This window comes from Streptomyces sp. HmicA12 (genome assembly GCF_000373565.1).
Lineage (GTDB): Bacteria > Actinomycetota > Actinomycetes > Streptomycetales > Streptomycetaceae > Streptomyces.
Window position 1 is genome coordinate 37,039 of sequence record NZ_KB891851.1, and the last position, 21,874, is coordinate 58,912.

Annotated in this window: 23 protein-coding genes; 7 read left to right on the forward strand and 16 right to left on the reverse strand. The window is 71.3% G+C overall.

Features of this window, described 5'->3' with window-relative positions; all coding sequences use genetic code 11:
- Positions 1-120: 120 nt before the first annotated feature.
- On the forward strand, positions 121-1,350 hold the full coding sequence (locus tag B072_RS0139210) for a serine hydrolase domain-containing protein (RefSeq protein WP_018535469.1): 1,230 nt from the start codon (positions 121-123) through the stop codon (positions 1,348-1,350).
- A 52-nt stretch (positions 1,351-1,402) separates the two neighbouring features.
- Here the strand turns inward: B072_RS0139210 and B072_RS0139215 are convergent, their stop codons facing one another.
- The 8 genes from B072_RS0139215 to B072_RS0139250 all read right to left on the reverse strand — a co-directional run bounded on the left by B072_RS0139215 (position 1,403) and on the right by B072_RS0139250 (position 9,209).
- A complete protein-coding gene (locus tag B072_RS0139215; protein WP_018535470.1) occupies positions 1,403-2,626 on the reverse strand; it encodes a sulfate adenylyltransferase subunit 1 in 1,224 nt (407 codons plus the stop codon).
- Positions 2,627-2,628: 2 nt separating this feature from the next.
- Entirely contained in the window at positions 2,629-3,537 is a 909-nt protein-coding gene (gene cysD, locus B072_RS0139220) for a sulfate adenylyltransferase subunit CysD (RefSeq protein ID WP_018535471.1), read from the reverse strand.
- Positions 3,534-4,106: an adenylyl-sulfate kinase gene (cysC, locus tag B072_RS0139225; protein ID WP_018535472.1), complete on the reverse strand. Its 573-nt coding sequence runs from the start codon at positions 4,104-4,106 to the stop codon at positions 3,534-3,536. Before cysC ends, cysD begins: the two co-directional genes overlap by 4 nt.
- On the reverse strand, positions 4,103-5,350 hold the full coding sequence (locus B072_RS0139230; protein ID WP_018535473.1) for a glycosyltransferase family 4 protein: 1,248 nt from the start codon (positions 5,348-5,350) through the stop codon (positions 4,103-4,105). The genes cysC and B072_RS0139230 overlap by 4 nt, the downstream gene beginning before the upstream one ends.
- Positions 5,347-5,760: a hypothetical protein gene (locus B072_RS0139235; RefSeq protein ID WP_018535474.1), complete on the reverse strand. Its 414-nt coding sequence runs from the start codon at positions 5,758-5,760 to the stop codon at positions 5,347-5,349. Before B072_RS0139235 ends, B072_RS0139230 begins: the two co-directional genes overlap by 4 nt.
- Positions 5,757-6,668 (reverse strand): sulfotransferase family protein, encoded by a 912-nt coding sequence (locus B072_RS0139240; RefSeq protein WP_026246774.1) that lies wholly within the window; start codon positions 6,666-6,668, stop codon positions 5,757-5,759. Before B072_RS0139240 ends, B072_RS0139235 begins: the two co-directional genes overlap by 4 nt.
- Positions 6,669-6,769: 101 nt before the next feature.
- Positions 6,770-7,585: a PaaX family transcriptional regulator C-terminal domain-containing protein gene (locus B072_RS0139245; RefSeq protein ID WP_026246775.1), complete on the reverse strand. Its 816-nt coding sequence runs from the start codon at positions 7,583-7,585 to the stop codon at positions 6,770-6,772.
- A 4-nt stretch (positions 7,586-7,589) separates the two neighbouring features.
- A complete protein-coding gene (locus B072_RS0139250; protein WP_018535477.1) occupies positions 7,590-9,209 on the reverse strand; it encodes an AMP-binding protein in 1,620 nt (539 codons plus the stop codon).
- A 103-nt stretch (positions 9,210-9,312) separates the two neighbouring features.
- On the opposite strand from B072_RS0139250, the gene B072_RS0139255 reads away from it, so the two are divergent.
- The 3 genes from B072_RS0139255 to B072_RS0139265 are packed head-to-tail and all read left to right on the forward strand — an operon-like array spanning position 9,313 to position 11,713.
- Positions 9,313-10,440, forward strand: coding sequence for an acyl-CoA dehydrogenase family protein (locus B072_RS0139255; RefSeq protein WP_018535478.1), 1,128 nt, complete (start codon positions 9,313-9,315; stop codon positions 10,438-10,440).
- Entirely contained in the window at positions 10,437-10,841 is a 405-nt protein-coding gene (locus tag B072_RS0139260; RefSeq protein WP_018535479.1) for a RidA family protein, read from the forward strand. The genes B072_RS0139255 and B072_RS0139260 overlap by 4 nt, the downstream gene beginning before the upstream one ends.
- A 29-nt stretch (positions 10,842-10,870) precedes the next feature.
- Positions 10,871-11,713, forward strand: coding sequence for an alpha/beta fold hydrolase (locus tag B072_RS0139265; protein WP_018535480.1), 843 nt, complete (start codon positions 10,871-10,873; stop codon positions 11,711-11,713).
- A 140-nt stretch (positions 11,714-11,853) separates the two neighbouring features.
- Here the strand turns inward: B072_RS0139265 and B072_RS0139270 are convergent, their stop codons facing one another.
- Both B072_RS0139270 and B072_RS0139275 read right to left on the reverse strand, forming a co-directional pair.
- On the reverse strand, positions 11,854-13,086 hold the full coding sequence (locus tag B072_RS0139270) for an FG-GAP-like repeat-containing protein (RefSeq protein ID WP_234019015.1): 1,233 nt from the start codon (positions 13,084-13,086) through the stop codon (positions 11,854-11,856).
- Between the two features lie 250 nt (positions 13,087-13,336).
- Positions 13,337-14,353, reverse strand: coding sequence for a GlxA family transcriptional regulator (locus B072_RS0139275; protein WP_018535482.1), 1,017 nt, complete (start codon positions 14,351-14,353; stop codon positions 13,337-13,339).
- A gap of 163 nt (positions 14,354-14,516) precedes the next feature.
- Between B072_RS0139275 and B072_RS0139280 the strand changes: the two genes are divergently transcribed.
- The 3 genes from B072_RS0139280 to B072_RS0139290 all read left to right on the forward strand — a co-directional run bounded on the left by B072_RS0139280 (position 14,517) and on the right by B072_RS0139290 (position 17,134).
- Positions 14,517-15,104 carry an isochorismatase family protein gene (locus B072_RS0139280; protein ID WP_018535483.1) on the forward strand — a complete coding sequence of 196 codons (588 nt, stop codon included), beginning with the start codon at positions 14,517-14,519 and terminating at the stop codon, positions 15,102-15,104.
- Positions 15,101-15,841, forward strand: a complete 741-nt coding sequence (locus tag B072_RS45060) for an isochorismatase family protein (RefSeq protein WP_018535484.1) — start codon at positions 15,101-15,103, stop codon at positions 15,839-15,841. Before B072_RS0139280 ends, B072_RS45060 begins: the two co-directional genes overlap by 4 nt.
- 159 nt (positions 15,842-16,000) lie before the next feature.
- Positions 16,001-17,134: a hypothetical protein gene (locus B072_RS0139290; RefSeq protein ID WP_026246776.1), complete on the forward strand. Its 1,134-nt coding sequence runs from the start codon at positions 16,001-16,003 to the stop codon at positions 17,132-17,134.
- A gap of 65 nt (positions 17,135-17,199) precedes the next feature.
- Here the strand turns inward: B072_RS0139290 and B072_RS0139295 are convergent, their stop codons facing one another.
- The 6 genes from B072_RS0139295 to B072_RS0139320 all read right to left on the reverse strand — a co-directional run bounded on the left by B072_RS0139295 (position 17,200) and on the right by B072_RS0139320 (position 21,580).
- Positions 17,200-18,729 (reverse strand): helix-turn-helix domain-containing protein, encoded by a 1,530-nt coding sequence (locus B072_RS0139295; protein ID WP_018535487.1) that lies wholly within the window; start codon positions 18,727-18,729, stop codon positions 17,200-17,202.
- 64 nt (positions 18,730-18,793) lie between these two features.
- On the reverse strand, positions 18,794-19,000 hold the full coding sequence (locus B072_RS0139300; protein WP_018535488.1) for a DUF4236 domain-containing protein: 207 nt from the start codon (positions 18,998-19,000) through the stop codon (positions 18,794-18,796).
- An 85-nt stretch (positions 19,001-19,085) separates the two neighbouring features.
- Positions 19,086-19,841 (reverse strand): MBL fold metallo-hydrolase, encoded by a 756-nt coding sequence (locus B072_RS0139305; protein WP_018535489.1) that lies wholly within the window; start codon positions 19,839-19,841, stop codon positions 19,086-19,088.
- A 47-nt stretch (positions 19,842-19,888) separates the two neighbouring features.
- Positions 19,889-20,461 carry a YbhB/YbcL family Raf kinase inhibitor-like protein gene (locus B072_RS0139310; RefSeq protein WP_018535490.1) on the reverse strand — a complete coding sequence of 191 codons (573 nt, stop codon included), beginning with the start codon at positions 20,459-20,461 and terminating at the stop codon, positions 19,889-19,891.
- Complete coding sequence (locus B072_RS0139315) at positions 20,458-21,018, reverse strand: cysteine hydrolase family protein (protein ID WP_018535491.1); 561 nt, start codon at positions 21,016-21,018, stop codon at positions 20,458-20,460. The genes B072_RS0139310 and B072_RS0139315 overlap by 4 nt, the downstream gene beginning before the upstream one ends.
- A gap of 121 nt (positions 21,019-21,139) precedes the next feature.
- On the reverse strand, positions 21,140-21,580 hold the full coding sequence (locus B072_RS0139320) for a MarR family winged helix-turn-helix transcriptional regulator (RefSeq protein ID WP_018535492.1): 441 nt from the start codon (positions 21,578-21,580) through the stop codon (positions 21,140-21,142).
- Positions 21,581-21,874 lie beyond the last annotated feature (294 nt).

A 21,874-nucleotide genomic window follows, 5' to 3' on the forward strand; every position in this document is an offset into this window, starting at 1 on the left:
GCCTCCTTAACTCCGCATATTCAAGGCCCAGTTACCCATCCGATCATTGACGACTTCGTAAACGCAATGTACGTTGCGGGGCGTTCGAGGATTCCTGGGGCACACAGGGGGAGACGCGTGATGGGACAGAACGACGGCGGGTTCTCGAAGCCGGGGCTGCGGAAGGTGCACGACGTGCTGGCGCGGCACGTCGAGTCCGGGAACATCCCGGGCGTCGTGGCCCTGTTCAGCCGGGGCGACGAGACGCACGTGGAGACCCTCGGGACGATGCGGCACGACGGCGGCGAGCCGCTGCGCCGGGACACGATCTTCCGGATGGCCTCGACGTCCAAGCCGGTCTCGATCGCGGCGGCCACGGTTCTGCTCGACGAGTGCAGGCTGCGCCTGGACGACACGGTCGAGCAGTGGCTGCCGGAGCTGGCCGACCGGCAGGTGCTCCGGACGATCGGCAGTCCGGTGGACGACACCGTGCCGGCCCGCCGTCCGATCACCGTGCGGGACGTGCTGACGTCCACGTTCGGGCTCGGTATGGACATGACGGTGATCGGCACCCCGATCATGAACGAGGTCTTCGGGAAGGGGATCACCCCCAATCTGCCCGAGCCGATGCCGGAGCAGGACGAGTGGATGCGTCGCCTCGGCACGCTGCCGCTGATGTACCAGCCCGGTGAGCGCTGGCAGTACCAGATCGCCAGCGACCTCGTCGGCGTCCTCGTCTCCCGGGTCACGGGCCAGTCGTTCGAGTCGTTCCTGCGCGAGCGGATCTTCGAGCCGCTCGGCATGAAGGACACCGGGTTCCACGTGCCCGCGGACCAGATCCACCGGCTGCCCCCGCTGTACGCGCCCGACCCGGCGACCGGCGAGTTCCACGTGTGGGACGAGGCCGAAGGGGGACGCCACAGCGCGCCGCCCGCGTTCCAGGGCGGCGGCGGTGGACTGAACTCCACGGCCGACGACTACCACGCCTACTTCCGGATGCTGCTGAACCACGGTGTGCACGAGGGCGAGCGGATCCTGTCCCGGCCCGCCGTCGAGCTGATGACGACGAACCGGCTCACGCCGGAGCAGACCGCCGCCCGTACCGCGCTGGCCACGGACAACGTCCACATCTCGTTCGGCCAGGGACAGCACGGCGGCTGGGGCCTCGGCATGGCGGTGCGCACCTACCGCGGTGACTACGCGCCCGTCGGCCAGTTCGGCTGGGACGGCGGCAGCGGCACCTCGACCTACGCCGACCCCGTCAACGGGATCACCGGCATCCTGCTCACGCAGCTGGGCGCGTCCGTGCCGTACTCGATCCACCTCATGCACGACTTCTGGACCACGCTCTACCAGGCGCTCGACGACTGACCACACCCTGTGCGGTCCGGCCCGCGAAGACCCGGGCCGGACCGGACGGAGCTCAGCGGGACAGCTCGGCCATCCCCGCGGTCAGCGTCGTCCCGTCCGCGGGGTCGACGATCAGGAACGCGCCGGTGCGCCGGATCTCGGCGTACGCGTCGAGGGCCAGCGGCTCGGCGGTGCGCAGCACCACCTGCCCGAGGTCGTTCGCCGTCAACCGGCCGGCGTCGCCCAGGGACTTGACGATCGCCTTCACCGTGCGCGTGGTGTGCCGCACGAGCACCCGCTGCCCGACCGCCAGTGGCTCGTCCGCGAGGTGGCACACGGCCGCCCGCACGTCCCGCGTGACCTCCGGTGCCCGGCCGTGCTCGTCGGCCGGAGCGATCAAGTCGCCCCGCGCCACGTCGAGTTCGTCGGCGAGTCGGACGGTGAGGGACGCCCCGGCGTGCGCCTCGTCCACCGCGTCACCGAGCACGTCGAGGGCGGTGACGGTCGACGTGCGGCCCGAGGGGTGGACGACGACGGAATCGCCGACGCGCAGCGTGCCCGAGACCAACTGGCCCGCGTAGTAGCGGGATTCCCCGTGTCGGATGACGTACTGGACCGGGAACCGGGCCGGCGCGTCCGGCGACTCGGCCGTGACCTCGACCGTCTCCAGGTGCTCCAGGACCGTCGGGCCGCCGTACCAGTCCATGCGCGCGGAAGGCTCCACGACGTTGTCACCGGCCAGCGCCGAGATGGGGATCGCCGTGACCTCCGGAATGCCCAACTCGCTTGCCAGCACGCCGAATTCCTCGGCGGTACGGGCGAACACGGCCTCCTCGTACCCGACGAGGTCCATCTTGTTCACGGCGAGCACGACGTGCGGGACGCGCAGCATCGCGGCGATCGCCGCGTGCCGACGGGTCTGCTCGACGACGCCGCTGCGCGCGTCCACCAGGATGATCGTGAGCTCAGCCGTGGACGCGCCCGTCACCATGTTCCGCGTGTACTGCACATGGCCCGGCGTGTCCGCGAGGATGAAGCGGCGCCGGGGCGTCGCGAAGTAGCGGTACGCGACGTCGATCGTGATGCCCTGCTCGCGCTCGGCGCGCAGACCGTCCGTGAGGAGCGCCAGATCAGGGGTGCCGGTGCGGGAGATCGACTCCAGCTGGTCGGCGAGGACCGACTTGGAGTCGTGCAGCAGGCGGCCCACCAGGGTGGACTTGCCGTCGTCGACCGACCCGGCCGTGGCCAGGCGCAGGGTGCCGACGTCGGCGCTCGTGGAGATCTCGGTGGCGGACATGTCTAGAAGTACCCTTCGCGCTTGCGGTCTTCCATCGCGGCCTCGGACATCTTGTCGTCCGCGCGGGTGGCACCCCGCTCGGTCAGGCGCGACGCGGCGATCTCGGCGATGACCTGCTCCAGCGTCTCGGCGTCGGAGTCGACGGCGCCGGTGCAGGACATGTCGCCGACGGTGCGGTAGCGCACCTGGCGCTTCTGCGGGACCTCGCCCTCCTTGGGGCCGCCCCACTCGCCGGCGGTCAGCCACATGCCGTTCCGGTCGAACACCTCGCGCCGGTGGGCGTAGTAGATCTCGGGGAGTTCGATGTTCTCCCGGGCGATGTACTGCCAGACGTCGAGCTCGGTCCAGTTGGAGAGCGGGAAGACGCGGACGTGCTCGCCGGGTGCGTGGCGGCCGTTGTACAGCTGCCACAGCTCGGGGCGCTGGCGGCGCGGGTCCCACTGCGAGAACTCGTCGCGCAGGGAGAACACCCGCTCCTTGGCGCGTGCCTTCTCCTCGTCGCGGCGCCCGCCGCCGAAGACCGCGTCGAAGCGCTCGTTCTGGATGGCCTCGGTGAGCGGGACGGTCTGCAGCGGGTTACGGGTGCCGTCGGGGCGCTCCTTCAGGGCGCCGCGGTCGATGTAGTCCTGTACGGAGGCGACGTGCAGCCGCAGCCCGTGCTCGGCCACCGCGCGGTCGCGGTACTCGATGACCTCGGGGAAGTTGTGCCCGGTGTCCACGTGCAGCAGCGGGAAGGGGACCGGCGCCGGGGCGAACGCCTTCAGTGCCAGGTGCAGCATGACGATGGAGTCCTTGCCGCCGGAGAACAGGATCACCGGCCGCTCGAACTCGCCCGCCACCTCGCGGAAGATGTGCACCGCCTCGGACTCCAGAGCGTCCAAGTGGCCCAGTGCGTAGGAGGAGTTGCTCATACCAGCCCCTTGGCCGCGAGGACCCCGTGCACCGAACCGGCCGACTCGCCCGGCGTCTGGTGCTGCGTCTCCAGGAAGAGGTCCGGCGAGACCGGCGGCTCGTACGGATCGTCGACGCCGGTCAGCCCCTTGAGCCGGCCCGCGGCCTGACGGGCGTACAGGCCCTTCACGTCCCGCTCGCTGCACACCTCCACCGGAGTGGCGACGTGGATCTCGAAGTACCGGGTGTCGCTCGCCTCGTGGCGTTTGCGGACGGCCTCGCGGCTGTCCGCGTACGGGGCGATGACGGGCACGACGGCGAAGATGCCGTTGCGCGCGAGGATCTCGGCGACCAGGCCGATGCGCTGCACGTTCGTGTGCCGGTCCTCACGGCTGAAGCCGAGGCCCGCGGAGAGGAACCGGCGGATCTCGTCACCGTCGAGCACCTCGACGCGGTGGCCCTCCGTGCGGAGGCGTCCGGCGAGGGCGCGCGCCACGGTGGTCTTGCCGGAGCTCGGCAGACCCGTGAGCCAGATCGTGGCTCCCCGGTTCCGCTGCCGTGCCGTACCGGCCCGGTTGGCCGTCGTCATACGTGGCGTCCTTTCGCGGCGTCGGTGTGCCGCAACTCATCGGTGGGGGTGGTCAGTTCGGAGAAGAGGGCCTCCCAGCGCGGATGCACCGCGTCGGGGCCGTAGGCCGCCGCCGTCAGGAGGGCCGCCGTGCCCATCTCCGCGCGCAGATCGCCGTCGTCCATCAGGCGGCCGAGCGCGTCGGCGAGGGCGTCGGGGTCCTGCTCGGGTACGAGCAGCCCGTCCACGCCGTGCGTGAGCACGTCGGAGGGGCCTGTCGGGCAGTCGAAGGAGACCACCGGCAGGGCGTGGGCCATCGCCTCGATCATCACCATCGGCAGGCCCTCGAAGCGTGAACTCAGCACGTAGACGGAGGCCTTGGCGAGTTCGTCGTCGAGCCGTTCGGTGTGGCCCATGAGGTAGACGTGGTTGTAGAGGTGGTGCTCCTCGATGAGCGCGCGCAGCTGCGCCTTCTTCTCGCCGGTGCCGTAGATCCTCAACTGCCAGTCCGGGTAGGCCTCGACGAGCTTCGCCCACGCGGGGATCAGGATGTCGAAGCCCTTCTGCGGGAAGAGCCGGCCCGCCGCGATCACGATCTTCGCGTCGTGGTCCGAGGGGACCTGGTCCAGCGAGTGCACGGCGTTCGGGATGCGCACGACGCGCGCGTCCGGCAGCAGCCGCGCGTACTCGGCGCGGTCCCGCTCGGTCAGCACGGCGACGGCGGCGAAGGTGCCGTACGTCTCGACGATGCGCCGCTGCACATCGGGCTTGTGCGTGCCGTGGTTCATGTGCTCCTGCGCCACCCGCACGACCCCGTTCGTGGCGTGCGCGGCGGACAGGAAGTTCAGTGCGGGGCGCGTGGTGACGAGGACGCCGTCCGTCAGGGAGCGCAGGTAGGTGGCGAGAGCGAGCTCGACGCGCCGCGTGAAGTACCGGGAGCCGAACTCGCCCTCGGGTATCTCCTTGCCGGGCCCGTCCAGGTCCTCGGCCCTGCCGCGCAGGGCCCGCCACAGGGCGCCGAACCCGCGCGCGGGCGGAGGCTGTTCGGGGCGGTGTCCCTCGCGCATGTCGAGGATCGTCGTCACGGGAACCCGCTTGTCGAGCGGGAACTGCAGCTCGTCGCGGTTGCGCAGGGCGCACACGATCTCGACGTCCCAGCCCGCGGCGACCAGGGAGTTGGCCTGGTTGAAGACGGTGCGGATGGTGCCGCCGCGCCCGTAGGCGTGCATGAGCAGATAGCGGATCTTCGGCGAGGAGTGGCTCATGAGCGGCACTCCAGGGACAGGTTGTCCTCGACCGTGAAGTACGGCTGCACGCCGAAGTCCGCTCCCGGTACGGCCAGTTGCGGATAGACCATGATCGCCTTCTTGCCGCGGATGTCGTCGAGCCTGCGGCCGACGCGCAGCTTGCGGGTCCCGTCCGTCAGGTGCAGGTCCCACTGCTCGGCGCCGCTGAATCCGTCGTACGCGGCCAGGTCGGCGACGCTCCACTCGCTCGCGAAGCGCTCGCCGTGCAGGTCGGCGTCGTAACGCAGTACGTGATCGGGGCGCGAGCGGCGGGTCAGCGTGAGCCGCCACCCGCGCTCGCGGGCCGCGTCCAGGCCGTGCAGCCGGCCGACCACCTTGATCCGCCCGTCCCGCGGCCACACCTGCTCGACCTCGGCGTGGGGCTTCACTTCAGGTACCCCCAGGCCTTGCACATGGGCTTGAGGACCTCGGGGATCTCGTCGTCCTTCGGCAGTTCGCGGCCCGGCTGGACGGTGCCCGTCCTGATCTTGTCGCGCCAGTCGCCGAGCCCCTTCTGCATCTGGGTCTCGTCGCGCTTGCCGTACTCCAGCATCGACGGTTCGAAGTCGATGCCGAGGAAGTCGCAGATGCCACGCAGTCTCACCCCGGGGTCGGCGGTGAGCTCCTCGTAGCGCACGGTGTGCCCGCCGGTGAGTCCCTTACGGGCGTTGTCGACGGCCTTCATGTAGCGCAGTGCGTCGGCGCAGGCCTCCTCGTACGTCCGCTTCCCGGGGTCGCCCTCGTGCCAGGACCGGGCGATGGAGACCGGGTGGCGCAGCAGGAACACGAACCGGGCATCGGGCCAGCAGTCGCGGATCCGCCGGTAGACGAAGGCGTTGCTGGGCGTCTTCTCGACGATGAAGTCCTTGCCTGACCTGGTGAGTTCACGGTGCATCACGCGGTCCCACAGCAGGTGCTCCAGGTCGCCCCGGCTCAGGTCGAGGGCGTCCATGGCCCGTTCCGACAGCTTGCTGCCGTAGCCGACCTCCAGGCGGCGGATGTGCAGCTCGTGCGGGGAGTGCAGCTGGGAGTGCGCGTTCATCAGCATGCGCAGCAGAGTCGATCCGGAACGCACCGGGGACATGATGAAGACCGGCTTCGTGAGCAGCCGGTCGGTCGCCAGGTCGTCGGTACATCGGTACTCGGGAACCGCGGCCGGCGCCCGCTTCACCGGTTTCACGGCCGGTTTCGCGGCGGCCCGCACCGGCACCTTCTTCGCCGGCGCCTTGTGTGCACGCTGCACCTGGAGGCCGGTGGTGGCGGTGAGCGCCCGGTTCATCTTGCGCATCAGACTCATGCGTCCCGACGCTAAGTGCGCAATCTGAGAAGAGGGATGGAGCGAGCTGAGGGTTCCCTTAGCACGCCTTCATGTGATGTGGATCACCGGTAGGGCTTTCTTCATGCAGCGTTCACGAAGCGGGCCCCGGCGGTGTGCAGCCGCGCGTGCAGGGCCCGGAACACCTCCGCCGACCGCACCCCGGGCCACCCCGTGGGCAGCAGCTCCGCCGGCAGCCCCGGGTCCGCGTACGGCAGGTGCCGCCACGAGTCGAGCGCGAGCAGATAGTCCCGGTACGCCTCCTGCGGTGGGGTCTCGGTCCGCGCCTCCCAGGACCGGAGCACCGGTCCGTGTTCGTCGAGGAACGCCTCGTGGAGCTTGGCCAGGGCCGCCAGGTCCCACCAGCGGGCCACGGCGTCGGCCGTCGCCGCGAAGCCCAGGTGGTCGCCGGTGAACAGGTCGACGTACGCGGCGCACCCGGCCCGTTCCAGGGTGTGCCGGGCCTCCTCGTACAGGCCCGCGGGCGCCAGCCACACGCCGGGCGCCGCCGTGCCGAAGCCGAGGCCGGTGAGCGTGGAGCGCAGGACGTGGCGCCTGGCGCGCTCGGACTCCGGGACGGAGAAGACGGCGAGGATCCAGCCCGCGCGGGGCGCGCCGGTGCCGTAGACGCGGCTGTCGCCGTCGTCGAGGAGCAGGCGGGCGTCGTCGGAGAGCGCGTACCCGGCGGCGCCCGCGTCGGTGCGCGCGGGGAGCAGCAGACCGCGCCGCTTGAGCCGGGACACCGCCGAGCGCACGGACGGCGCGTCGACCCCGGCCGCGCCGAGCAGCCGGATCAGCTCGGCGACCGGGACGGGCCCCGGGAAGCCGCGCCCGTAGGCGCCGTACAGGGTGACGATCAACGACCGGGGCGTATGCGGGGGCGGGGTCTGCTCGGACACGTGATCACTGTACGGTTCCGGGCTCGCGGAGCCGGAAGCGCTGGAGCTTTCCCGTGGCGGTGCGCGGCAGCGCGTCCAGGAACTCGATCGCGCGCGGGCACTTGTACGGCACCAGCTCCGCCTTCACGAAGTTCCGCAGGCCCTCCGGGTCCCGTCGCGCCCCGGGCCGCAGCACCACGTACGCGACCGCGATCTGCCCGCGCGCCTCGTCGGGCCGCCCCACGACGGCCGCCTCCGTCACGTCGGGATGGCGCAGCAGCGCGTCCTCGACCTCGGGGCCCGCGATGTTGTACCCGGCGGAAATGATCATGTCGTCGGCGCGGGCCACGTACCGGAAGTAGCCGTCGGCCTCGCGGACGTACGTGTCGCCCGTGATGTTCCAGCCGTGCCGCACGTACACCGTCTGCCGCGGATCGGCGAGGTACCGGCAGCCGACGGGACCCCGGACGGCCAGCAACCCCGGCTCGCCGTCGGGGAGTTGGTTCCCGTCCTGGTCGACGATCCGCGCCTGCCAGCCGGGTACGGGAACCCCCGTCGTCCCCGGTCGGGCGGCCTCGTCGGCGGCCGAGACGAAGATGTGCAGGAGTTCGGTGGCGCCGATGCCGTTGATGAGGCGCAGCCCCGTCGCCTCGTGCCAGGCGTGCCAGGTCGCGGCGGGCAGGTTCTCCCCGGCGGAGACGCAGCGACGCAGGGACGTGAGGTCGTACGACGCCCAGGACGGGTCCGCGAGCATGGCCCGGTAGGCGGTCGGCGCGGTGAACAGGACCGACACCCGGTGCTCGGCCACCGACGCCAACAGCCGTGGCGCGCCCGCCTGTTCGAGCAGCAGGGCCGACGCGCCGGCCCGCAGCGGGAAGACCACGAGGCCGCCGAGTCCGAAGGTGAACCCGAGCGGCGGACTGCCCGCGAACACGTCGTCGGGCGTGGGCTTCAGCACGTGCCGGGAGAAGGTGTCGGCGATCGCCAGCACGTCCCGGTGGAAGTGCATGCAGCCCTTGGGCCGCCCGGTCGTGCCGGACGTGAAGGCGATCAGTGCGACGTCGTCGGCGGAGGTGCGCACGGCGTCGTACGCGGCCGGTTTCGTGGCCGCGCGGCGCAGGAGGTCGTCGAAGGCGGTGATCCGCAGCCCCGGCGCCTCCGCCTTCGCCAGATCGTCCACGAACCGTGGGTCGCACAGCGCGTGCCGCACCCGCGCGAGGCCGCACACCGTGGCCAGCTCGGCCGCGCGCGCCTGCGCGAGCACGGTGACGGCGACCGCGCCCGCCTTCATCACCGCGAGCCAACAGGCCACGAGCCGAGGGGTGGTGGGGCCGCGCAGCAGGACGCGGTTGCCGGGCACGACGCCCAGGTCGTCGGTGAGGACGTGCGCGATCCGGTCGACGGTCGCCTTCAACTCCCCGTACGACCATGAGGGTTGGCCGGGGCAGTGGAGCGCGGGCCGGTCCGCGCCGAACCGCTCCACCGTCGCGTCGAGGAGCTCTGCCCCGCAGTTGAGCGTGTCGGGACAGTGCAGCTCGGGGTCGTCGAGGAGGAGGCCGGGCCACAGCTCGGGAGGCGGCAGATGGTCGCGCGCGAAGGTGTCGACGTGGGCGGAAGGGAGGAGCGGGCTGAGCGGACGGTCCATGGCCGGGTGCCCCCTTGCCGTCGCATGCTGTTCGGCGCGTGGTCGCACATCGAGCGTATCGTGATGGTGACGACAGTCAACGGGGCGCGATACCGTTCGATGTATGGGCACCTTTTCGCTCGACCCCGACCAGCTCGCCCGGTGCGCGGAGCTGCGCGACTTCGCGCGGCGCCACCTGGCGCCCCTCGCGGAGAAGGGGGAACCGGGCCGCGTCAACCGCCCCCTGGTCGCCGAACTCGGCCGGCTCGGCCTCCTGGACCGCCTGTTCACCTCCGGCGCGCTCGACCTGTGCCTGATGCGCGAGTCCCTGGCCCAGGTCTCCACCGAGGCGGAGACGGCCCTGGCGCTGCAAGGCCTCGGGGCGCACCCGGTCCACGCGTACGGAACCGAGGAGCAGCGCCGGCGCCTGCTCCCGGAGGTGCGGGCGGGCCGGGCGGTGGCGGCCTTCGCGCTGAGCGAGCCGGGCGCGGGCTCGGACGCGGCGGCCATGGAACTCCGGGCCGAGCCGGGAGCGCACGGCCAGTGGCTCCTCAGTGGCGAGAAGACCTGGATCTCGAACGCCCCGGAAGCCGACTTCTACACCGTCTTCGCCCGCACCGGAGCCCCGGATTCCCGAGCCGGCGGCGTCACCGCCTTCCTGGTCCCGGCGGACCGCCCCGGCCTCACCGGCGCCTCCCTCGACATGCTGTCCCCGCACCCCATCGGCACGCTGACCTTCGACGGGGTCCCGGTGACCGCGGACGACGTGCTCGGCGAGGTCGGCAGTGGCTTCCGCGTGGCGATGAACACCCTCAACCTCTTCCGCCCCAGCGTCGGCGCGTTCGCGCTCGGCATGGCCCAGGCCGCGCTCGACGCGACCCTGGCTCACACCGCGCGACGCGACGCGTTCGGCGGCAAGCTCAAGGACCTCCAGACCGTCGCCCACCAGGTCGCCGACATGGCGCTGCGCGTCGAGTCCGCACGCCTGACGGTGTACGCGGCGGCCTCCGCGTACGACGAGGGCGCCGACGGCGTCCCGCGCCGCGCCGCGATGGCGAAGCTGCTCGCCACGGAGACGGCGCAGCACGTCGTCGACACGGCCGTGCAGTTGCACGGCGCCCGGGCCCTGCGCCGCGGCCACCTTCTGGAACACCTCTACCGCGAGGTGCGCGCACCCCGCATCTACGAGGGCGCGACCGAGGTCCAACGGGCCATCATCGCCCGCGAGTTGTACAAGGAGGCAGCCCGATGAGCCGCGACGTGCGGCGGGTGAACCCGCCCGAACTCTCCCCGCCCACCGGCTTCTCGCACGCCGTCGTCGCCACGGGCAGCCGCATCGTCCTGCTCGCCGGCCAGACGGCCCTGGACGCCGACGGAAAGGTCACCGGCGACGGCCTGCCCGAGCAGTTCACCCGCGCCCTCACCAACCTCCTCACCGCACTGCGCCACGCGGGCGGCACCCCGGCGGACCTGGCCCGCGTCACGGTCTACGCCACGGACATCGCCGACTACCGCGCCCACGCCCGTGAACTCGGCCGCATCTGGCGCGAGTTGGCGGGCCGCGACTATCCGGCGATGGCGGTCATCGGGGTGACCAGGCTCTGGGACGAGCAGGCCCTCGTGGAACTGGACGGCACCGCGGTCCTGCCGTAGATCGCGGACCGCGGCATAGGCTCGGCCGCATGACGACGCAGCAGACCGAACTCTCCGTAGGTCCGATCGCGTACGAGGACACGGGCGGCGACGGCACCCCCGTCGTCCTCCTCCACGGCCTCGCCCAGGACGGCACGGTGTGGCGGCATGTCGTGGACGAACTCGGCACGTCCGTACGGTGCATCGTCCCGACCCTGCCCTACGGCAGCCACCGCACACCCCTGCGGCCCGGCGCCCAACTCTCCCCGCGCACGATGGCGTTGCTGATAGGCGAGTTCGCCGACGCGCTGAAGCTCGGCGACGACACCGTGTTCGTGGAGAACGACTCGGGCCGCCTCCAGCAGCTCGTCGCCGAGCGGCCCGATCGGGTGGGCCGGATGGTCATCGCGGGCTGCGAGGCGTTCGACAACTACCCGCCGGGCATCCCCGGCAAGATGCTGGACATGGCGGCCCGCCTCCCCGGCGGTATCGCGTTCCACGCCTGGATCCTGTCCGTGCGCCCGGTGCGGCGCGTCCCCGGGCTCGGGTACGCGGTGATGGCGCAGCGCCCCGTTCCGCACGACCTGCTCGACCGCTGGATCGAACCGCTGCGCAAGGACCCGACGGCCCGCACGGTCCTCGTCGACTACCTGCGCGCCGGAGTGAAGACCGAGCTGATGGAGGCGGCCGACGCCCTGCGCGCGTACGACCGGCCGGCCCTCGTCGTCTGGGGCAAGCAGGACCGGATGAACCCGATCGCCCACGGTCGCCGTCTCGCCGAACTGCTGCCCCAGGGGCGGCTGGTGGAGCTGGACGACTGCGGCACGCTGATTCCGCTGGATCAGCCGCGGGCGCTGGCCGCGGCGATCCGGGAGTTCGTGGCGCAGGCCTGAGGTCTGTCGCGGGGAGCGCCTTGTCGTCTGCCGGGTCCGGTTGTTCGGCGTGTGCGGGCCGGTGGTCCTGCTCCGCGCAGTTCCCCGCGCCCCTGGAAGCGAGCTTCGCTCGCTTCGGGGGCGCGGGCAGCCACGTCGATTCAGCGGGCGAACCCCGACGTCACGAACGACGTGGTGTCCCGGGTCGACACACCCCGCGCGACCCACCAGTGCGTGGCCTCGTCCGAGCGGTCCCCGCCGCCGCCGAACCAGCCCCAGGCCCACACCACCTCGTCCTTCCCGTCGCCGTCGAAGTCGGCGACCGTGACGACATGGGCGGCGCGCCGCGTGGCCGACACCTTCTTCCCGCCGCGCCGCGCGGGCCCCTGCCGCTGTACGCGGGTCCGCGCGTCCCCGTCGATCAGGGTGACCCCGCCGCCGCCCCCGGTGACCAGGAGACCGTCGCGGCCGTCGCCGTCCGGATCGGCGGCCAGATAGAAGCCGAGGCCGTAGCGGGGGCGCCCTTCCGGCTCCGGCACCTCGTACGTCACCGGGGCGCCGCCGTCGCCCGGGTACACGGCCAGCGAGCCGTCGACCTCCGGCGCCTCGCTCTCGTACCCCGGCTCGTCGTTGCGGTTGCCGTCGTCGCCCACGGCCAGATCGCGGCGGCCGTCCCCGTCGAAGTCGCCGAACGCGTGGGCGTTGCCCTTGCGGAGCGTCCGGCCGCGGCCGGTGCGGACATCGGCGTACCAGACGCCGTCCGCCTGCTCCCCGTCGTCGCCGCTGCTCACCAACAGGCCCGTCCGGCGCGGGTGTTCCGGGTCGACCGCGTCCGCGTAGAGGCCCGCGCCGTGGCCGGGCAGCGTCGCGGTGCGGGCCGGGGCGCCCGTCGACCGGTCGATGGGCCCGTACAGCAGCCACACCTTGCCCCGCATACCCGCGTCATTGGCGGCGAGGTCCAGATGCCCGTCCCCGTCGAAGTCCCCGCGCACCACGAGGGAGAGGCCGTCCTTCGCCTCGGCGGGCAGGCGTATCCGGGTCGCCTTGCCGCCATCGGGGCCCGCCGGTGAACCCCAGGTCACGTACTGGTCGAGGCGGCGTGCCGTGGTGCTGTTCCCGTAGGCGTCGGGGATGTTCCCGCCCTGCACCAGGCTGACGAAGTCGGGGAACCCGTCCCCGTCCAGGTCGCCGTTGACGAGGCCGGACGTGGAGATGCTCCGCGCGCTGCCGGCGGACTGGGTATCGCGCGGGGGCAGCCCGAAGTCGCCGCGCTCGTACACGGCCCGCGTCGTCGGATCGAGCCCGTGCGCCGAGCCGAACACGACCCCGATCCGTTCGTGCGAGCCGGACTGATCGGACGAGGCGGCGTCGACGGGCAGCGTCGACACGGTCATCAGCAGATCCTTGTGCCCGTCCCCGTTGATGTCGTCGGGATCCTTGGACCCCTTTCCGGCCGCGGGCGCCCGGCTCTGCCGCGGGGCCTGCGGGAGATCGGACGCCGAACCATGCGCGGATGAAGGGGACTTGCTCCCGGATGTTCCCTCTCCGCCGCCGCATCCCGCCACCAGTGCCAGAGCGGTACCGACGGCGAACACGACGAACGGAAAGCGGCGACGAGGCTTCATCCGCACACTTTCACAGACGTCACGGCGCCTGAGGAACCCGGAACCGCCGCCGGTAATCCGTCGGCGTCGTGTTGAGGCGGCGCCGGAAGGCACGTACGAGCGTGTCCACCGTCCCGAACCCGCAGACGGACGCGACGCGTTCGAGCGTGGCGTCGGAGGACTCCAGCTCGTGCCGGGCCTTCTCCACCCGGACGGACTCGATGTACGCGTGCGGGGTCATCCCCAGTTCGGTCTTGAACAGGCGGGTGAGGTGCCGGTCGCTGACGTGCGCGTACTCGGCGAGGTCGACGACCGTGAGCGGCTCGGCGATGTGGCGCAGGATGTGATGGCGCAGGTCCTCGATACGCCGCGTCGTGGAGACCTGCTCCAGCGGGACGCTGAACTGGCTCTGCCCGCTGGGGCGTTTGAGGTACATCACGAGCTGGCGGGCCACGCGCAGGGCGACGGCCTCGCCGAGGTCGTCGGCGATGAGGGCGAGGGAGAGGTCGAGGCAGGCGCTGATTCCGGCGCCCGTCCACACGTTGTCCTCGCGGATGAAGATCGGGTCCGCGTCGACCTTCACCGCCGGGTGGTCGGTGGCCAGTCGCTGTGCCGTCGACCAGTGGGTGGTGGCCCGCTTGCCGTCGAGCAGCCCGGCCGCGGCGAGCAGGTGCGCGCCCACGCACACCGAGGTGATCCGGTGCGATCGCCCGGCGAGCACCTTCACCCAGCCGACCAGCTCCGGATCGACGAGCGGATGCACCCGGCCCTCCCCGTCGATCTCCACCGCGCCGGGCACGAGGAGCGTGTCGATCCCGCCCGCCGCGGCCTCCTCGAAGGTGACGTCGGGCAGGATGCGGACGCCCGCGCCGGTGGTGACCGGGTCCATGCTCTCCGCGGCGAGCACGACCTGGTAGCCCGCCGCCTCGTCGGTCTCGCGCAGGGCGAGCGAGAACACCTCGGGCGGCCCGGTGACGTCGAGCAGGTCGACGCCCTCGAAGAGCACGATGACGATGAGCCGTCTGACGGTGGCGGTGTCGGTGTCGGTGTCGGGCACGGAACCCTCTTCCTGAGCGAGCGATCGGCATGTCGGTATCTGCATGTTAGACGTCATTGCCGACGTCACAGCTGGGTCATAGCGTTGCAGACGCAGCCCGGCGGACCCGTACGGACCGGCCCGGACCGCGCATCTCCCACGTAATCCCGAAGGCGGTACACCCATGTCCCGAACCACGCTGCGCGAGCTCAACGGCTTCGACCAGACGCCCGCGAAGCTGGCCGACTCGACGCTGATCCTGATCGACTTCCAGAACACCTACACCCGGGGCGTCATGGAACTCGACGGCTGGGAGAAGTCCCTCGACGCCGCCGCGCAGCTGCTGGCCCGGGCCCGCGAGGCAGGCACCAAGGTCGTGCACGTCATCAACGACGGCGGCGAGGGCACCCCGTACGACATCCGGGCGGAGATCGGGCAGATCCATCCGAAGGTCGCGCCCGTCGACGGCGAGCCGGTCGTCGTGAAGCAGGCCCCCAACGCGTTCGTCGGCACCGACCTCGACACGCACCTCAAGGAGGGCCAGGACGTCGTCATCGCGGGCTGGATGACCCACATGTGCGTGGCGTTCACCGCCCAGGGCGCGTTCCTGAACGGCAACCGCCCCACCGTCGTCGCCGAGGCCACCGCGACCCGCTCGCTCCCGGTCGCCGGCACCGACCTCGACGCCTGCCAGGTGCACTACAGCGCCCTCGCCACCATCGCCGACCTGTACGGGGTCGTGGTTCCGACGCAGAAGGAGATCGTTCGATGAAGCTGTTCCGTTCGGCCGCCGCGCTGGGCGCCGCCGCCGTGCTCGCGGCCACCCTGACGGCGTGCGGGGGAGACTCGCAGGCCGCCACCCGCACCGACAGCCGTGACCAGCGCGCCGAGAAGAGCCAGGAGAGGGGGCACGAGAAGAACTACGCGAAGGACACGACGACGCTGCGCCGGCTGATGAAGCTGGACGAGACCCCGGCGAAGCTGTCCGACGCCACGCTGGTCCTCGTCGACTACCAGAACGTCTACACCGACGGCACGATGGAGCTCACCGGCTGGCGCGAGGCCGTCAAGAACACCAAGACCCTCCTGGAGCGGGCCCGCAAGGCGCACACGCCGGTCATCCACATCGTGGAGAAGGGCTACGACCTCACGTCGAAGGCGGGCCAGATCATCCCGGCGCTCAAGCCGGTCAAGGGCGAGACCGTCGTCGAGAAGGCCGTCCCCAACGGCTTCCACGACACGAACCTCGACGCGGAGCTCAAGAAGACCGGCCGCGAGAACGTCATCATCGCCGGCTTCATGACCCACATGTGCACCCTGTTCACCACCGAGGGCGCCGTCTACAACGGCTACCACCCGACCGTGATCGGCGACGCCTCCGCGACCCGCCCGCTCCCGGTCAACGGCAACCCGCGGGGCATCCCGGCCCAGCAGGTGCACGAGGCCGCGCTCGCCACGATCCAGGACCGCTTCGGCGTCGTGGTGCCCAAGCAGCGCGACCTCAAGTAGCGCCCACCCGAACACACTTCGGCAGGGAAAGGGCCCACGCCCTTTCCCTGTCTCCCCCCAATCCCCCCATCGATCCCCCCAGTTGAAGGTTCCCCCCATGACCGAGATCCCCCCGATGACCAGCAGACAGCTCTCGAAATCCCCATGGAGAAAACGAAGATGGCTACGCGCAGAGGTTTTATAGGTGGCGCCACCGGTGTCGGTACCGCGGCCCTGCTCGGCTACTCGGCGACCCCGAGTGCCGCGGACACCTCGACGGCGGACACCGTGACCGCCGCGGCGGTCACCCAGACGCAGGCGCGGGAGTCCATGTTCGCCGTGAACGCGGGCATGCGCGCCAACTACGCGACGCTCAAAGCAGAGTTGATCAAGCATCTCGCCCCGGTGGTCGTCGTCCAGAACGACGCCAAGGGCGGCCGGTTCACGCTCGTGACCAAGGACGGACAGGAGTCCGTCAACCCCGTCGCGCAGACCTTCGAGCTGGCGAAGTCCATCGCCCACACCCCGCTCGGCGTCTTCTCGGTGATCGCCTCGTATCTCGCGGACAAGATCCCGAACCTGCCGAACGCCGACCGCATCGACCCGCACGACCTGATGATGGTCGCCTACAACGACGACACGTCCACCGCGTGGATCGAGCCCCTGAAGGCCTACGCCGGCAAGCTCTCCACGGCCCGCCAGAACCTGCCCGCCGCCGGACTGCCCGCCGCGCTGCAGACGTCCTGCGCCACGATCCTCGACGGCGCCCTCGCGTTCATCAAGACCTCCGTCGCCGCCCAGCACTTCGACATGGCGTCCTTCGAGGAGTTCTCCGGCAGCGTCTACCCGGCCATCCGCGTCAACATGGAGCACGCCTCGCAGGCCCAGATCAAGGGCGTGCAGGACATCATGAAGACCTGGCGCGGCAAGGTCGGCGAGGCGGCGTGGGCCGATCTGTACTGCGTGGTGATCTCGCAGTGGACCACCAGCGTGCTCAACCAGAACACCATCATCATCAAGGACTGCATGAACGCGGCGAAGGTCGCCACCCACCTGATCGACCTGCCCGGCCTGGAGCCGCCGGCGGACCCGATCTTCACCGCGCTCGACAACCTCGCCCGCATCGTGCAGGACAACATCGCCGCGGAGATGGTGTTCCCGAAGGACACGGTGGTCGCCGACGCGCTCAAGGGCCAGCAGGACCTGCTCTCCGACGAGATCCTCAACCAGCTCGGCAGCACCAACGTGACGGCGCAGGCCGCGCCGCAGTACAACACGGTCGCCACCCCGGGGGTGTGCCCGGTCAGGAAGTAGCCGCACACGCGGCGGCCCCTCCCGGAACACTCCGGAAGGGGCCGCCACGGCGCATCGGATCGGGCCTAGATGTCGCGGAACGTCTCGATCTGCGCGCCCACGGAGTTCAGCCGCTCCGCCAGCTCCTCGTAACCGCGGTTGATGACATACACGTTGCGCAGCACCGAGGTGCCCTCGGCCGCCATCATCGCGAGCAGCACGACCACGGCCGGGCGCAGCGCGGGCGGGCACATCATCTCGGCGGCCCGCCAGCGCGTCGGTCCCTCGACCAGCACCCGGTGCGGGTCCAGGAGTTGGAGGCGTCCACCGAGACGGTTCAGGTCCGTCAGGTAGATGGCGCGGTTGTCGTAGACCCAGTCGTGGATGAGGGTCTTGCCCTGCGCCGACGCGGCGATCGCCGCGAAGAACGGGACGTTGTCGATGTTCAGACCCGGGAACGGCATCGGGTGGATCTTGTCGATCGGCGCCTCCAGTTTGGAGGGCCGCACGGTCAGGTCCACCAGGCGCGTGCGCCCGTTGTCCGCGACGTACTCCGCCGAGCGGTCGTGGTCGAGGCCCATTTCCTCCAGGACCGCGAGCTCGATCTCCAGGAACTCGATCGGCACCCGCTTGACCGTGAGTTCGGACTCCGTGACCACCGCGGCGGCCAGCAGGCTCATCGCCTCGACCGGGTCCTCGGACGGCGAGTAGTCCACGTTCACGTCGATGCGCGGCACACCGTGCACGGTCAGCGTCGTCGTGCCGATGCCCTCGACCCGCACGCCCAGCGCCTCCAGGAAGAAGCACAGGTCCTGGACCATGTAGTTGGAGGACGCGTTGCGGATGATCGTCGTGCCGTCGTGCCGGGCCGCTGCCAGCAACGCGTTCTCGGTCACCGTGTCGCCGCGCTCGGTCAGCACGATCGGCCGGTCCGGCGAGACGTCGTGCTCGACCTGCGCGTGGTACAGCCCCTCGGTCGCCGCGATGTCCAGGCCGAACCGGCGCAGCGCGATCATGTGCGGCTCGATCGTGCGGGTGCCCAGGTCGCAACCGCCCGCGTACGGCAGCTTGAAGCGGTCCATGCGGTGCAGCAGCGGACCGAGGAACATGATGATCGACCGCGTACGGCGGGCCGCCTCCGCGTCGATCGCGCCCATGTCGAGCTCGGCGGGCGGCACGATCTCCAGGTCGACGCCGTCGTTGATCCAACGGGTGCGCACACCGATGGAGTTGAGGACTTCGAGGAGGCGGTAGACCTCCTCGATCCGGGCCACGCGGCGCAGCACCGTGCGCCCGTCGTTCAGCAGCGACGCGCACAGCAGCGCCACGCACGCGTTCTTGCTCGTCTTGACGTCGATCGAGCCCGAGAGCCGACGTCCGCCGACGACGCGCAGATGCATCGGTCCCGCGTACCCGAGGGACACGATTTCACTGTCGAGCGCCTCGCCGATGCGGGCGATCATCTCAAGGCTGATGTTCTGGTTGCCGCGCTCGATCCGATTGACGGCGCTCTGGCTGGTGCCGAGCGCCTCGGCAAGCTGCGTCTGTGTCCAGCCCCGGTGCTGGCGGGCGTCGCGGATGAGCTTGCCGATGCGTACGAGGTAGTCGTCTGCCATAGCGGCAGGTTATCTCAGATATGAGATGACGCATTTCCGGGGGGTCCGTCAGGGTGACGGAGCGTCAGTGACCCTTGCGGCGACTGGTCCGTGTGCGTCGCCAGCCGAAGGGGCCCGGCAGGTCCATGGAGGTCGTCCGGCGGCCCGTGCTGCTGTGCGTGTGCCGCGGCCCGTGCGAACCGCCGCCCGTCGTGATCGACCACGACTTGCGGTTGATGTTGAGACGCACCCCGGGAAGGATGCGGAAGCTCTTGCGGAAGGTGAGCGGCATGTCGGCTCCCGTGGGTCGGCTGGGCCGGGACGGCTGGATCGTTCCGTGGTGCTCGGTGCCGTCCGAGTACCCGCCCGCGCCCCGATCAGTCGACGGGGAACACGGCGCCCGGCGCCGCGTACGCCACCGGGCCAGCGAACCGCGAGGCGGCCCGCGTCACCGCGTCCCCCGGCTCGATCGCCCGCCCCACGTGCGTCACGATCAGCCGCCCCGCACCGGCCGCCGCGGCCGTCTCCCCGGCCTCCTCCGGCGAGTGGTGCACCCCGTCCGCGGAGTCCCCGTCCGCCTCGCACAGCAGGGTCCCGCACCCGTCGGCCAGCTCGGTCAGGGCCGCGCAGGGCGCGCTGTCCCCGGAGTAGACGAGGGAGTTCCCGGCGTGTTCCACGCGCAGCGCGAACGCGGGCATCCCGTGCGCCACCTCACGCGCGCTCAGATCGAGGCCGCCGACCCGCGCGCCGTGCCCGTCCGACAGTTCCCGCACGTCGAAGGCGCGCTCGACCGGGCTGCGGCGGTCGCCGTGGGTGAGGAAGGCGGCGACACGGTCGGCGATGCCGGGCGGACCGTAGAGGGGGAGGGGCGCCTCGCGGTGTACGTCCGCGTACAGCAGCCCGTAATAGGCGGTGAGCAGATCCGCGGTGTGGTCGGCGTGCAGATGCGAGATCCAGACCGCGTCGAGCTCGTCGAGGCGCGCGTACCGCTGCAGCGCCCCGAGCGTTCCGCTCCCGGCGTCCACCCACACCCGGGCGCCGCCGCCGCTGACGAGATATCCCGAACACGGATTCCCGGCCGCCGGGTACGGGGTGGCACTGCCGAGCACGGTGAGGCGAAGGTCGCTGGCCATTGCGGGACGCTATCGGACCGGCGCCGTGGTGCTGGGGGAGGGGTGCCTCAGCGCTCGTAGGTGCCGGTCAGCCGGGCGCGGCCGAGGACGGGCGCGGTGATCGCGGACAGCAGGGCCCGGGGTCGCGCCCGGTCCACCTGGGTCGTCCCGACGGAGTCGTCCACGGGGGCCGCGAGGGCGAACAGCTGGAAGACGTAGCGGTGCGGCCCGTGGCCCTTGATCGGCCCGGGACCGTGGTAGCCGCGGCCGATGCCGGCCCGGAGCACCCGCACCCCGGCGGCAGGCTGCCGGGCGTCGAGCGCGCCGGGCTCCAGCTCGGTGCACGCCGGGTCGAGCAGCGCGACGCAATGCACGGCGGGCTTGGGCGTCGGGACGTCGATGTCCTCCATGACCAGCAGGAGGTGCGCCGTTCCCGCGGGCGGAGCGGTCCAGGTCAGGTGCGGGGAGACGTTCTCGCCGCGGACGTTCTTCGCGGCGCTCCGGGCCGGCATGGGGGCGCCGTCGCCGAAGTCCCGGCTGGACAGGGTCAGCGCCTCGGCGCCCTGCAACGTGGGCAGGTGCCACGCCATGTCGGCATCGCCCGACCTGCGGTTCTTCAGCAGTCGTCCGAGGAGCGTCATCGGGTCGCCTCCATCATGTCGATGATCTCGGCGGTGGTGGCGGTCTCGCCGAGCTTGGGGAAGACGCGCCGCACGCTGTTCTCGTGGATCGCGGTGTCGGGGTCGTCCATCGCGTCGGTGGCCAGGACGACGTGGTAGCCGTGGTCGGAGGCCGATCGCGCGGTCGACTCGACGCCCGAGCCGGTCGAGACGCCGGTGAGCACGACCTGGGTGACCCCGAGATCCCGCAGCAGGGTGTCGAGCCCGGTGTCGTGGAACGCGCTGCGCCGCCGCTTGCCGACCAGGTGGTCGCCCGGCTGGACGTCGAGCTCGTCCACGAGGTCGGCGAAGCCGGCCGGCAGCGCCGTGCCGCGTCCGACGCGTGCGGTCTCGGTGCGTCCGGGCGGGGCCGCGGTCACGTTGACCAGGATCACGGGGAGTTCGTGCCGCCGGAACGCGGCGGCCAGCCGGGCCGACCGCTCCACGACGGGGGCGAAGGGGGAGCCGGTCGGGGCGATGCCCTTCTGCAGGTCGATCACGACAAGCGCGGGCATGGGATCGATGGCGGTCAGTGCCATGAAGGATCTCCTGAGGGTGCCGGCCGGTTCGCCGGGCACGGGTCGGTGGACGGGCGGCGGTGCGCCGACAGGTCCGGTGCGGGGTGCGCGTCCCGGCGTCGGTCGGGCCGGGACCCCGGTGTCAGATGCGCCGGGCGAGCCGCTCGATCAGCGGCGCGGCCGCCGCGAGCCGCTCCAGCTCCGCCGGGGTGAACGCGTCGGAGCTCAGCACCCCGGCGATGAGTTCGGCCCGGGCGTTGCGCTTGTCCCGCAGCGCCTGCCGGCCGTCCTCGGTCACCGTCAGCACCATGCGCCGGCCGTCGTCCGGGTCGGGGGTGCGCTCGACGAAGCCGCGGTCCCGCAGCACGCCGAGCGTCGCGCCCATGGCCTGCGCCGTGATCTGCACCTCGCGGGCGAGCGCCGAGGACGTGGTGGGACCCAGCCGCTCCAGCTGGGACAGCGCGGTCCGCTGCGGCATGGTCAGTCCGCTGTCGACGGGCAGTTGCAGCGTGCGGCGCACCAGCGTGCTCACGCCTGCCAGCAGGGCGGCGGCCACCGCGTCGGGATCCGGTTCTTCGGCCATGTACTAAGCCTAGTTTATAAGCCTGCCTTAGTAAATCCTGAGGGGTCGCCGCCGCCAGCGCTGGTGCGCCTTCGCGCCTCGTACGACGATGGATGCGGCGATGGATGGGTCGCGCGCGGGTACGCGCAGCGGCAGGTGCTGCCCGGCACCGCTTGATGGCACCGTCGGGTCATGTACTAGAGTTATCTCGACATCGAGATATCTGCCGAGGCGCACCGCGGCCTCACGGCATCTCCGAGCCTGCTGGTAAGGGTTACCTAACTTAGCCTTACCTCAGCGGATCGGCAACGTGGC

Bases quoted from the DNA above. Each gene is read 5' to 3' on its own strand.
- B072_RS0139210 (WP_018535469.1), top strand. From the start codon at position 121: ATGGGACAGAACGACGGCGGGTTCTCGAAGCCGGGGCTGCGGAAGGTG.
- B072_RS0139215 (WP_018535470.1), bottom strand. From the start codon at position 2,626: ATGTCCGCCACCGAGATCTCCACGAGCGCCGACGTCGGCACCCTGCGC.
- B072_RS0139290 (WP_026246776.1), top strand. From the start codon at position 16,001: ATGGCTACGCGCAGAGGTTTTATAGGTGGCGCCACCGGTGTCGGTACC.
- B072_RS0139255 (WP_018535478.1), top strand. From the start codon at position 9,313: ATGGGCACCTTTTCGCTCGACCCCGACCAGCTCGCCCGGTGCGCGGAG.
- B072_RS0139270 (WP_234019015.1), bottom strand. From the start codon at position 13,086: ATGACCGTGTCGACGCTGCCCGTCGACGCCGCCTCGTCCGATCAGTCC.
- B072_RS0139280 (WP_018535483.1), top strand. From the start codon at position 14,517: ATGTCCCGAACCACGCTGCGCGAGCTCAACGGCTTCGACCAGACGCCC.
- B072_RS45060 (WP_018535484.1), top strand. From the start codon at position 15,101: ATGAAGCTGTTCCGTTCGGCCGCCGCGCTGGGCGCCGCCGCCGTGCTC.
- B072_RS0139295 (WP_018535487.1), bottom strand. From the start codon at position 18,729: ATGGCAGACGACTACCTCGTACGCATCGGCAAGCTCATCCGCGACGCC.
- B072_RS0139310 (WP_018535490.1), bottom strand. From the start codon at position 20,461: ATGACGCTCCTCGGACGACTGCTGAAGAACCGCAGGTCGGGCGATGCC.
- B072_RS0139250 (WP_018535477.1), bottom strand. From the start codon at position 9,209: ATGGACCGTCCGCTCAGCCCGCTCCTCCCTTCCGCCCACGTCGACACC.
- B072_RS0139260 (WP_018535479.1), top strand. From the start codon at position 10,437: ATGAGCCGCGACGTGCGGCGGGTGAACCCGCCCGAACTCTCCCCGCCC.
- B072_RS0139230 (WP_018535473.1), bottom strand. From the start codon at position 5,350: ATGAGCCACTCCTCGCCGAAGATCCGCTATCTGCTCATGCACGCCTAC.
- B072_RS0139320 (WP_018535492.1), bottom strand. From the start codon at position 21,580: ATGGCCGAAGAACCGGATCCCGACGCGGTGGCCGCCGCCCTGCTGGCA.
- B072_RS0139305 (WP_018535489.1), bottom strand. From the start codon at position 19,841: ATGGCCAGCGACCTTCGCCTCACCGTGCTCGGCAGTGCCACCCCGTAC.
- cysC (WP_018535472.1), bottom strand. From the start codon at position 4,106: ATGACGACGGCCAACCGGGCCGGTACGGCACGGCAGCGGAACCGGGGA.
- B072_RS0139265 (WP_018535480.1), top strand. From the start codon at position 10,871: ATGACGACGCAGCAGACCGAACTCTCCGTAGGTCCGATCGCGTACGAG.
- cysD (WP_018535471.1), bottom strand. From the start codon at position 3,537: ATGAGCAACTCCTCCTACGCACTGGGCCACTTGGACGCTCTGGAGTCC.
- B072_RS0139315 (WP_018535491.1), bottom strand. From the start codon at position 21,018: ATGGCACTGACCGCCATCGATCCCATGCCCGCGCTTGTCGTGATCGAC.
- B072_RS0139300 (WP_018535488.1), bottom strand. From the start codon at position 19,000: ATGCCGCTCACCTTCCGCAAGAGCTTCCGCATCCTTCCCGGGGTGCGT.
- B072_RS0139240 (WP_026246774.1), bottom strand. From the start codon at position 6,668: ATGAGTCTGATGCGCAAGATGAACCGGGCGCTCACCGCCACCACCGGC.